Here is a 9558-nt window from a genome sequence, read left to right as displayed (position 1 = left end):
CGCGAAATCGCAGATCGAACTGCCCTTAACAAGACCGCCATCTCGAGCACGATGAATCGTCTCTTCGAGCACGACCTCGTCAAACAGGCAGACAATGTCTATTACGTCGACCCAAACCAAGCCAATGAGCTAAAGCGACGGCTCAAGTCGCTCGATTCACTCATACAACTCTTTGAGTCAGCACCCGACGACAGCTACGCCGAGGACGGCTGGGAGCGGGAACTCCCCAACCTCGACTCGGATGGAAGAACGAATCCCCCGGAGCAGAACTCCGAAACGGAAGAAACACAAATTGAATCCCTCATCGCAGGTATCGAAAACGGCCGTCTAGAGGAATAGCTCGCTAAGTACAGTGTAGTGGTCGTTCACAGCTGGTAGATATGTGACGAGGGTGATGCGGGTTCAGACAGTCTTGGTCAACCCCACCCCCGTGTGCGAAATGGAGAGCAAAACGGAGTGGGAGGAAGCAATACTAGGTACAGAGATAAACGAAAGAATATCTGGTCAGAGACGCTCAATACGCGGTTATCAAAAAAGAAGGAAGCAGCCCAAGGACAGGTGTCGTACTCGTACCCCTAACGACACCGAAACGTACCCCCTAGCCGGAAATACACGCTTCATCTGGGCACTCTCAACAACCTCACACCCGTCCTGTACGACAATCCCCACGAAGACACGAAAGACCACGAAAACCACACCGCAGCCAGCGACCTCGAAGACATCGAGTTCCCCAAGATGGAGGATCGACTTGTCGAGTTCTGGGCGAGCGCGGACGAGTACTGGGACGCCGTCGGCGGCGACCCGCCCCGGCCGCACTGATCGAATACCGACACACGATACCCCGATCATGACCACACTCCACATCACCGTCGGCGACCGAGAACAGCTCCGTGAGGACGGGCTCCAGTTCGTACAAGATGTTGAGGCCGACGATCTCGACGAATAGGACAGAAAGGCAACACTTCAATTCGGCACCTACGACGATTTCGTCGATAGTCACACACCGCTGCGCCTTGAGCTCATCCGAGCGATCGCGGAGGAGGCACCTGAGAGCATGCGCGAGGCAGCGCATCTCGTTGAGCGTGACGTGTCCGACGTCCACTCAGACCTGAAGCAGCTGGAAGCACTGGGCATCCTCACGCTTGAAGGAGGCGGGCCCAGCGGTGTAATTCAACCCGTCGTTCCGTTCGACCGCATCGAGGTCCACATCGACTACCCGCTTATCGATAGCAGTGACGCCGATGGTACTCCCGCAGGCGCGTAGTCACCACTCACCACTCTCCGAGTGTACTATGGGGCTCTCGTGCGATGGTTATCCACGAGCCGCGATCACGCTGCTGTCCCGGAACAGTACTTTCGCCTCGCTCGCCTGAGCTATAAGTCACAGAATCTCAAATTTTGGGGAGAGGGAGCACCGCTGAGTCGGTTTCAACAACCGGATCAGCTCCAAAACAGTGTCACACACTCCCTCTCCCCCAAAAGTAACCGGTGAACTCGGGAGAATGACTCCTAATGACTCAGAGACGGTCCGTGGCGACTGCTCGTTCTGTGGCGAGACAGTTACTAGACAACACGCGATCATCCACTATGAAACGGCTAGCGGGGAACCGGGCGTGTGGGCCGAATGCCCCGACTGTGGCGAGATCGTCGATCCCGTCAATGCTCAGTAAACAGTTCATCCAGCAGATCATCAGACCCGAGTCACCATCAACAACGCACCACGAGTGCCGTCACTGTGGGTACAGCGTGGAGAAGGACGTCGATGAGTGTCCACAGTGTGGCTCTCACGAGATTGCGGCCTACGATCTCGAGTAATTGCTGAAGTGGTCACGGCAGGTAGAGAAGGTTTAACCTTATGTAGCAGCCGAACGCTAACATGGCTTCGATTGTTACATAAGATATGAAGCAGCCGTCACCACCCACCTCGCTCCCGAAGTATCTCGCAGAGGGGCTCCCCAAACAAGATACGGAGACACTCCATGAGATACAGAACTACGTTGAGGCGCTCATGGAGTATCGCGACCGATCGGTCGACACCGACGAGCTTCCCGAGACTGCCGAACCCGTCGAGGAGTCCGATAGCGCAGGAAGCGGGACCGTCGTCAAAGAGAAAGTCACCTGTGGCGACGACAGCTGTAAGTGCGCCAGCGGGAATCCCACGGATATGCATGGTCCGTATCTCTACCGCTACTATCGTGAGAACGGCACGATGAAATCGGAGTACGTCGGTAAGCCAGGGAGTGAGTAGCGGTGAGTCGAGACTACCAGAACTTCAACGACTCGACCAACAGATATCGGCAATAAATCGACGCTACACCACTGGTGAGTCACGTTCGACGATACTAGCAAACGCGACGTTTTCTTTGACTTGCTCGATCTCGACCGACAGCTCATCACCTGGTTGTCCACCGGGGACGATCACGACGTAGCCGCGTTCAACCTTCGCAATGCCGTCGCCTTGATCACCCGTCGCCTCGATGGTCACGTCGCGGACTTCACTTTCATCTACGGGAGGACCGTCCGAGGTCGGAGTTTGTTCTTGCGCAGCCGATTGGGGTTGCTCTTCCTGAGTCTTCTGGCTTGTCGAGGATGCTGATGCCAAGATCGCGACGCGATACGTTTCGTCGACAGCAAGCGCGTCGTGGTCAATCTCACTCGCGGGGACATCCATAATATATGACCCATCACGTTCTTCGACTTGAGCAGTGAACACAGAGCGAAGCGAATCAGAAATTTCGATCATCGAGCATCACGATTTTAGCTACTCAACGTATCTAAATCTCGTGTTTCGCGCTACTTTGAGATAGTAATCTAATCCAGTGCGTACCGGATAACGAGCACAGGTACAGCGTTGAGAAAATTTGGATTGAGGTATCAAGGGGCTTTTTCAGACCGTTAGGGCGTGAACGTGTTCTGTGAGATAATCGTCCCAGACGGCGTATGGACGATCACGACTTCAAGTTCGTCGGCGTCAGGAGTTTCGCCCTCACGAAAATCAGCCGTACCGGTATTTATTCGGAAGGTAATTGTCTGGCCCGCAGACCACACATCGATTCCATCCGATATGACAACGCTGTTTTTAGTAGTATCCCCATCATCAATCAGATTATGAGGGTCACCGTCAGCAAAATTCTTATTTTCAAATGATGAGCCATCAGCCGGAAGATCAACCAACCTAGCTTCAGTATCTACGCCAGGGCCGGTTGCCCGGACAACAATTTCCAGTTCGTTAACCTGGACCCCGTCACCGGCGACATGAGTGATCTTGACGAGTTGCTTGTCACCTGCTCTTCCATCGGCAACTTCGAATTTGCCAGTTGTATCAGCAACATTCGGAGCGGGCTCAGTAATGCTACCTGCCACAGCAAAAAAGAATACAGAGGCTGTCGCAGCTAAAATGACGACAAGAGCGACCATGAGAATGGTCGAAATAACAGGAGTGACAGCGCGATCCTGCTCGTTCACTATCTTACTTATTCGCTGCTCAGTAATATAATCACGGAGTCACTGCTGGCTGGCTCCGACATATTTTATATGTAAATAAATTTATTATTACTCCGACTCACGCCAAATGACTTGTTTCTAGTACCCTCAACTGGTTACAGCCGGGTCTGCTCAAAGCTCCCAAGAGACCACCTCAGGACTCATCGTCGGCATCAAACACGACCGCAAAGTCCTCGAGAAGTTCCTGTGGCGATCGCTCATCACTACGAGACGGAAGTGGAGCTTCCCAGCATTCGATCGCGAGCATGCGCGCATTCGTCACTGACTCCAGTTTGGTTGTCACGTTGAAAATTCCGGTATGATAGATCGCCAGCAGTCGCTGCTCATGAACAGTGACGTAATCGATTCCGGCCCGGTCTAGGACTGTTGAAACGTTAGTCGGCTCAGATAGCGAGACAGAGACGCTTGGAGACGCCGAGTCGGTCATACCGGATCGTAGGTCTATTCTACTGATAAAACCCAACTTGAGCACGACCCGGATACACCGTCTACAGGGTGTTATAGAACAGTTCACAAGGCGGTTGTTTCCAGGAGTGTAGAAACTGAATTGCTTGCTCGGTGTATTCTGCGTATCCATCATCAGTGGTCAATGTGAGATGTAGGTCTCCCAAAGTGCTTTGAGTCTCGGTGAGGTACCGACAGGTATGGCACGAGCCGATTCTGGTGATTCGGACTCTCCTGAACGGGAGATCCGCTTAGTGAAGAACCCAGATGGTCAGTGGACGGCTCGTGATCTCCGTGTCGGAGTGACCGCTCAAGGTAAAAGCCGGGAGATAGCACTTGACAATCTTGACGCCGTCATTGAGGCGGTAGAAGGCAATGGCGGGCGCTCTCCGACCGACAAGGAGATACGTGACCTCGGTGTTGATCCTGAAGTCGCTCGGTCACAGAGCGACGAGCTTCCCGATATCTTACAGTAGCGATGGTGAAACGGGATTTTTCCGGTGAAGACGTGTACAAAGTGCTGGTGAACGTTGGTGGGTTTCGGCACGTTCGTACCACGGGAGATCACCTGATTCTTCGATGGGATCCACCAGAAAGCCATGAGAACACGGAGACGCGTACAGTGAGCGTTCCGGCCCACGACTCAGTCAGCATTGGGACGCTCCACGCTATTGCTGACGACGCCGGTGCGGAGAACTTCGAAGCGTTCTGCGAGTGGATCGACGAGAACAGGTGATAACCAATCCCGGTATTTGAGTCACCTGTACTGAGCGAATCAGGGTAGTGAAGAACGGTCATGAGAACAATTGTATGACACCCTTCATCTAGCCAGTTGCCGTGGCCGGTATGTCGTCTCCCAACGAGTACGATAGAACAGTCCTCCCGCAGTCTCGGCCGTGACAGTATTCACCCAGACGCTGGCTACCCACCAGTTGAACGAGTGTGGTAAGATGTCCCGGAGTCAAAACTGGTGAGTTCAGTGATACGCTGCTCCAGTTCTTCGATCTCAGCTTGGAGCTCGGTTGTGTCTTCGTCGGCTCCAGCCAACTGGTCTTTGAGCCCTTGGAGACGGCTTTCCTTCATCTCGTCGTCGACATCTGCTTTCCGAACATACTCGCTCTCCTCGATGTCATACACATCAGATTCAGAGAGTGACGTTACCTCCAACGCGTCATCGAGTTTGCTTGTATCAACACTCATCACTCGCTCGGGGTCGATTCCTTCTGATTCCAGCAGCTCAAGGACTTCTTCGTCATCTTTGAGTGTTCGATTCCGACGGACAGTCCGTTGAACGGACCCGTATTTCCCACTTACAGGTTGGTCGTGATGGAGACGTTCAAGCAAGACGCCACGGACATCTTGTCGAAGATCGTTGGCGTTGCGCTGGACATCTGACAGCAGCGTATAGAGGTTCACAAGCGTCGGCACGTCTAATTCGGTGAGTGACGTCATGTCGTGCTGCTCGAGCGTATCGATCAACAGGAGCGCGTCTGCGTACACTGAGATATCGGACTCTTCTCGTGGGCCATCGTCGTGTTCGACCGTGTGCGCATCGACGAGCGGCGACGGGGTTGGCGTCTCGCTTTCGGACAGGGTGCCGTCTCGATCGTTGATTGTGAATCGCGGATGGAGACTCATGACGGTGGCATATGGTTCAGCTCCGGGTGGGAGGCGATCGAGATCGAACGCTCCAGTCGCATGGTCAACCCGCTGGAACAGCGTCTCAAACTGCTCTCGCTGGAGCGGGACAGTCTCACTGTCAGCCTGATACTCGATCAGCACTCGGTGTTGCTGGACGTCGGTGATGTGAAACGTCTTCTGAGAGAGCGGAGTGAGGAGTGTAGCGTTTGCTGGAAGTTCCTCCACGTTGTCGAGGAGGTTGTCCCACGTCACTCGAAACGACATACTGGCGATTCAGTACTGCGAGACAAAAGCATACGGGCGTGCGTGATAGCTCTCTCCGTGATTAACCAACAGAAACAACGAAAACGCCAGCTTGTTGATTGATTTCTGAGCCTATCCTCAGAGGATCTTTCCAAGGTCCCCAGTACTGCCTAGGTGTGGGGTGACAGTAGTCGTTTCGCGAGTTCCGTCTGCCTGATTGAGATGGTAATATGCTCACCACTTTCGGAGATTTCACGCGAGGCAGACAGTCATACACAACACGTGTTATCAGGAAGAATTCACGAAATGGTGGGGTGTCCTCAGAAGAGCAGAGGAGGTCGCTATCTTTCTACAAGGAGAGAATCCCGGCGTTTACGCCGGGAGTGAATCCGACAACGCTGACCCAATCCCCCACGGACGGTAGGGTGGATATTCCACGCACATCCACACCATTAATTTAGTTTGTCTACATAGTCTATGTATGGCGATTAGGGCCACACGTACCTACGTTGGTTCCATCCAGAACCACCAACAGGTCTGTGATGGTCTTGATTCGCTCGGAGACTCCGCCTCGAAAATCTGGAACGTCGCACGATGGACAGCCGACCGTATCTGGGACGCAACCGGTGAGATCCCGAACGGGAGTGTGCTGAAATCGTACATGAAGAATCAGTCGTGCTGGAAAGATTTGAACGCACAATCCAGTCAGAAAGTCATTGAAGAACTTTCTGACGCTTTCCAGTCGTGGTTTGACTTGCGACACAAGTTCGATGAGGCGAATCCGCCCGGCTACCGCAAACACGGCGACACCCGACCACGTTCCACGGTGACGTTCAAGGAAGACGGGTTCAAACACGACCCCGAGAACAACCGCGTCCGACTCTCGAAGGGCTCGAATCTGAAAGAACACTTCTCAGACTTCCTGCTTTGCGAGTACCAGACTCGACCAGACGTTGATCTCTCGGAAGTCAACAACGTACAGAACGTTCGTGCCGTCTGGAACGGTGATGAATGGGAACTTCACTTCGTCTGTAAGGTCGGGATCGAATCTGCCGACCCACCAGGCGACGGTGTTGCGGGAATCGACCTCGGAATTAAGAATATCGCCACGGTCGCGTTCCCGGACGAATACGTCCTGTACCCCGGCAACTCGCTCAAAGAAGACAAACACTACTTCACCAGAGCCGAGTACGATACCGAGGGAGAGAACGGCCCGTCAGAGCAGTTGAGGTGGGCGCGTCAGAAACTCTCCGAACGTGAGACACACTACTACCACACGCTGACGGACGCCATCATCACGGAGTGTGTCGAACGTGGTGTTGGCACGCTTGCGGTGAGCTGGCCCGAAGACGTGCGAGAATCAGACTGGGGCAAAGCCGGGAACAAGAAACTACACTCGTGGGCGTTCGACCGCATCTACCAGTACCTCGAATACAAAGGCGAGATGCGGGGTGTTGCGGTGCTGAAAGAGAACGAGTGGAACACCTCAAAAACGTGTTCACGGTGTGGAGACGACGCGAAATCGAACCGTGTCGAGCGTGGCCTGTACGTCTGCTCGTCGTGTGAGTTGGTAGCCAACGCGGATTGTAACGGAGCGGAGAATATGCGCCAGAAGATAACTCCGAGTCCTCACGGCGAGGATAGGAGTACCGGCTGTGTGGCACAGCCATCGACACACTTGTTCGACCGCGAGAGCGGGACGTTTCACACGAGAGAACAATTCGTGTCGTAGACCAGCAAATATCCCACCTGCGGCACGGGAAGCCTCGCCGTTTACGGCGAGGAGGATGTCACGTATCCTGAAATTGCTGAAACGGTGGGGGGTGTTGTATAGATGAACGGGGAGTCAAAAATCACCCACAACAAGACTACGCGTTCGGTCGATCAGCACTGATATGCTCGAAATCGATATCTGTAAATCGAGCCGTATCCTTGAGAACTTCGACAGCAATCTCGGTATCGACTTGGAGCTGATACTCCCAAGCAGGACCACCGATTGAACCCGCCGTCACCTTTTCGCCTTCGGCGATACCTTGCATGTCGAGTTCACGGAGATGATCTTTGAACCGTCGCTGACCGAGTTTGTCGGCATCGATTCGTGAGGCGACACTCTTGTACACGCCGTAGATCGGTTTGGCTCGGACGGGAGCATCCCCGGAAAGTTCCAGGGCAGTAAGCGCAGCAAAGGCAAGATGGGCTTGTGTCGTCATTTCACGCATAGCCTCAACGACGGCTTCTCGCTCAACGAGTGCCTGGGCTTCACGAGCGTGCTCCGCACCAACTTGGTCGTCACCGTGTTTATCCGCTAATTCGCCGGCTTTGCGGAGGTATTTGATCGCTTGACGAGCGTCGCCCGTATCTTGTGCCGAAAGTGCAGCGACGAGTGGGATCACGTCATCCGTCAGTACACCACTCTGAAACAGATACTCCTGACCGGATTGGTCAATTTCGACGACGGTTCCCTCCGGAACTCCATCGGCGTCGACTTCGTCGATCGGAGTCAGTTCGGTATCACGGAACGCCTTCGCTGCGCGCCGGCGGAGGATCTGCTGGAGCTGCGTCGCATCATATGGTGAAAATAGGACGGAATCATCGTAGAGCGAACTCTTCACTTTCGGACTGAGATTATCCCGCCACTGGAGGTCGTTACTGATGCCGATAATGCTGGGGAAGACGTGGTCCTCGACGTAATCCTGCGCTCGAGCTCGGGGGAGACTGTAGAGAATCCGGTCGTCGTCTCCGAGCGTATCGATTTCGTCGAGGACGATGATGATCGTACCACCGATCTCGTTCATCGCCTCGAACATCATGTCCATCACGACGTCGGTTGCGTAACCAGTCGGCCGGCTGTTGCCGGTAAGTTCCTGATAGATGCGGGAAGCGGCCTTGTATGACGTTGAGAGATCATGCGATTCACAGGAGACATATGCCGTCGTGAGGTCCAGATGATCGGATTCTTCTTCGGCATGTGCCTGTAGTTCGGAGAGTTTGGCTTTCGCAGCGGCAGTCTTCCCTTGACCGGCCTTCCCGTGGAGGAACACGTTGTTGGCACCGACTCCGCGAGCCGCGGGAGCCAGCGACATATGAAGATCTTCCATCTCGTCAGTTCGTTCAGGGAGATTGTCGGGATGATACTCTTCACGAAGGACCTCTTCCCGTTGGAAAATAGGAGAGGTATTCGAGAACTGAGTCATATGCGGAACCCTCTGGGCAAGAGATAATAAAACCCCGGTTACAGCAATGTCTTGAATGTCGTCAACCAGTGGTTCCAAACGAAATAGACAGACCACGCCCCCACCACTGTTTCAGCAATTCTCACGCCAAAGAGTGGGAACGATCGGTTCTGACGGAAACAGACGTTATACTACGAAGACGCGGTTCTCAGCCACTTATACCTCTATTTTAGCCGGATCAAAGACACAGTGACCGTATTTACATTATATATTCTTTTCCTTTAGTAGTAGTAAGTGTAGTAGTAGAAGCGTAGATAGAGCAGTTTACTACAGTGTAGTAACCTATATATGGTGAGTTTATAATAGATATTCTCCGGCGGGACTCGTCTGCGTATTTGACCCGACCTCTAATTCGGGTGAATTGCTGAAACGGTGGTGGGTGTCCCAACGACATCCGTTACTTCGACATCCGTTACTTCGATTTTACTGCTCATCCAGGAATCTCATGTTTACTTCCCCTAAGGAGTTCTTGAGAGTGCTGTGTTGAATAGAT

General features: G+C 53.5%; 11 protein-coding genes and 2 pseudogenes. 8 read left to right on the top strand and 5 right to left on the bottom strand.

Going from position 1 to position 9558, the window contains the following annotated elements; genetic code table 11:
- From DJ69_RS14165 to DJ69_RS14150, 5 genes and pseudogenes are all read left to right on the top strand, one after another.
- Positions 1 to 339 (top strand): MarR family transcriptional regulator (locus DJ69_RS14165; protein WP_218962327.1); only part of this gene is annotated, 339 nt, incomplete at its 5' end.
- 178 nt (positions 340 to 517) lie between these two features.
- A pseudogene (locus tag DJ69_RS18940) lies at positions 518 to 819 on the top strand (toxin-antitoxin system TumE family protein).
- Positions 820 to 847: 28 nt separating this feature from the next.
- Positions 848 to 1264 (top strand): annotated as a pseudogene (locus DJ69_RS19100) (HVO_A0114 family putative DNA-binding protein).
- 238 nt (positions 1265 to 1502) lie between these two features.
- A complete protein-coding gene (locus DJ69_RS19305; protein ID WP_449404443.1) occupies positions 1503 to 1670 on the top strand; it encodes a DUF7837 family putative zinc-binding protein in 168 nt (55 codons plus the stop codon).
- Positions 1671 to 1900: 230 nt separating this feature from the next.
- Positions 1901 to 2248, top strand: a complete 348-nt coding sequence (locus DJ69_RS14150) for a DUF6788 family protein (protein ID WP_099256194.1) — start codon at positions 1901 to 1903, stop codon at positions 2246 to 2248.
- 63 nt (positions 2249 to 2311) lie between these two features.
- On the opposite strand, the gene DJ69_RS14145 is transcribed toward DJ69_RS14150, so the two are convergent.
- From DJ69_RS14145 to DJ69_RS14135, 3 genes are all read right to left on the bottom strand, one after another.
- Positions 2312 to 2743: a TRAM domain-containing protein gene (locus DJ69_RS14145; protein ID WP_099256193.1), complete on the bottom strand. Its 432-nt coding sequence runs from the start codon at positions 2741 to 2743 to the stop codon at positions 2312 to 2314.
- Positions 2744 to 2895: 152 nt separating this feature from the next.
- On the bottom strand, positions 2896 to 3465 hold the full coding sequence (locus tag DJ69_RS14140) for a type IV pilin (RefSeq protein WP_099256192.1): 570 nt from the start codon (positions 3463 to 3465) through the stop codon (positions 2896 to 2898).
- A 172-nt stretch (positions 3466 to 3637) separates the two neighbouring features.
- A complete protein-coding gene (locus DJ69_RS14135; protein ID WP_099256191.1) occupies positions 3638 to 3931 on the bottom strand; it encodes a hypothetical protein in 294 nt (97 codons plus the stop codon).
- Between the two features lie 217 nt (positions 3932 to 4148).
- On the opposite strand from DJ69_RS14135, the gene DJ69_RS14130 reads away from it, so the two are divergent.
- Together DJ69_RS14130 and DJ69_RS14125 are read left to right on the top strand one after the other, a co-directional pair.
- The gene (locus DJ69_RS14130) at positions 4149 to 4424 is read left to right on the top strand and encodes a type II toxin-antitoxin system HicB family antitoxin (RefSeq protein WP_099256190.1); all 276 of its coding nucleotides are present in this window, start codon (positions 4149 to 4151) and stop codon (positions 4422 to 4424) included.
- Between the two features lie 2 nt (positions 4425 to 4426).
- Positions 4427 to 4684: a type II toxin-antitoxin system HicA family toxin gene (locus tag DJ69_RS14125; protein WP_099256189.1), complete on the top strand. Its 258-nt coding sequence runs from the start codon at positions 4427 to 4429 to the stop codon at positions 4682 to 4684.
- Between the two features lie 185 nt (positions 4685 to 4869).
- On the opposite strand, the gene DJ69_RS14120 is transcribed toward DJ69_RS14125, so the two are convergent.
- Entirely contained in the window at positions 4870 to 5853 is a 984-nt protein-coding gene (locus tag DJ69_RS14120) for a hypothetical protein (protein ID WP_099256188.1), read from the bottom strand.
- Positions 5854 to 6313: 460 nt separating this feature from the next.
- On the opposite strand from DJ69_RS14120, the gene DJ69_RS14115 reads away from it, so the two are divergent.
- On the top strand, positions 6314 to 7564 hold the full coding sequence (locus DJ69_RS14115; RefSeq protein ID WP_099256187.1) for an RNA-guided endonuclease InsQ/TnpB family protein: 1251 nt from the start codon (positions 6314 to 6316) through the stop codon (positions 7562 to 7564).
- A 136-nt stretch (positions 7565 to 7700) separates the two neighbouring features.
- Here the strand turns inward: DJ69_RS14115 and DJ69_RS14110 are convergent, their stop codons facing one another.
- Positions 7701 to 9026 (bottom strand): Cdc6/Cdc18 family protein, encoded by a 1326-nt coding sequence (locus DJ69_RS14110; protein WP_099256186.1) that lies wholly within the window; start codon positions 9024 to 9026, stop codon positions 7701 to 7703.
- Between the last annotated feature and the right edge of the window lie 532 nt (positions 9027 to 9558).

The organism is Halorubrum persicum, from assembly GCF_002727125.1.
GTDB lineage: Archaea > Halobacteriota > Halobacteria > Halobacteriales > Haloferacaceae > Halorubrum > Halorubrum persicum.
This window is presented reverse-complemented; position numbering and strand designations above follow the sequence as displayed.